Annotated in this window: 1 pseudogene; it reads left to right on the top strand. The window is 64.6% G+C overall.

The features are described 5' to 3' along the window. Positions 1-683, top strand: a pseudogene (locus tag ACFFII_RS17520) (IS3 family transposase); the annotation flags it as partial.

Raw genomic sequence — 683 nt, 5'->3', positions numbered from 1 at the left:
ATGACGAGACGGAAGTTCAGCCGCGAGTTCAAAACCGAGGCTGTAAAGCTGGTGAGCGAGCGCGGCGTCGCAGTGGCGCAAGCCGCCCGTGACCTGGATGTCGCCGAGAGCGTGTTGCGGCGCTGGATGCGGGAGCTGACTGCCGCGCCAACTGCGGCGTTTCCAGGAAACGGGCAGATGCGGGCCGATCAGGCCGAGATCGCGGCGCTGAAGAAAGAGGTCGCCCGGCTCCGGGCGGAGCGTGACATCCTCAAGAAGGCGGCCGCTTTTTTCGCGCGCGAGGCGACATGAGGTTCGCCTTTATCGCCAGGCACCGCCACATCTGGCCGGTCAACTGGCTGTGCGAGGTGCTGGAGGTCTCGCGGTCAGGCTTTCACGCATGGCTCAACCGCCCGAACAGCACGCGCAAGATCCATGATGCGAAGCTCGTCGCAGCCATCGACAAGAGCTTCAAGGCCAGCGATCGGACCTATGGCGCCCGCCGCGTCTGGCGCGATGTGCTTGAAGAAGGGCTTGCCTGCGGACTGCATCGGATCGAACGGCTGATGCGCATCAACGGTCTGAGGGCACGCCCCAGACGCCGTGGAAAGCCCAAAGACGATGGGGAACGGTCGGTCGTCGCCGACAACATCCTCGACCGGAACTTCGAGGCCGATCGGCCAAACCAGAAGTGGCTGGCCGAC

Origin of the sequence: Paracoccus niistensis (assembly GCF_042432925.1) — a bacterium.
In the GTDB taxonomy this organism is placed as follows: Bacteria; Pseudomonadota; Alphaproteobacteria; order Rhodobacterales; family Rhodobacteraceae; genus Paracoccus; species Paracoccus niistensis.
Note: the sequence above shows the minus strand (reverse complement) of the source record. Positions and strands in the feature narration are given on the sequence as shown.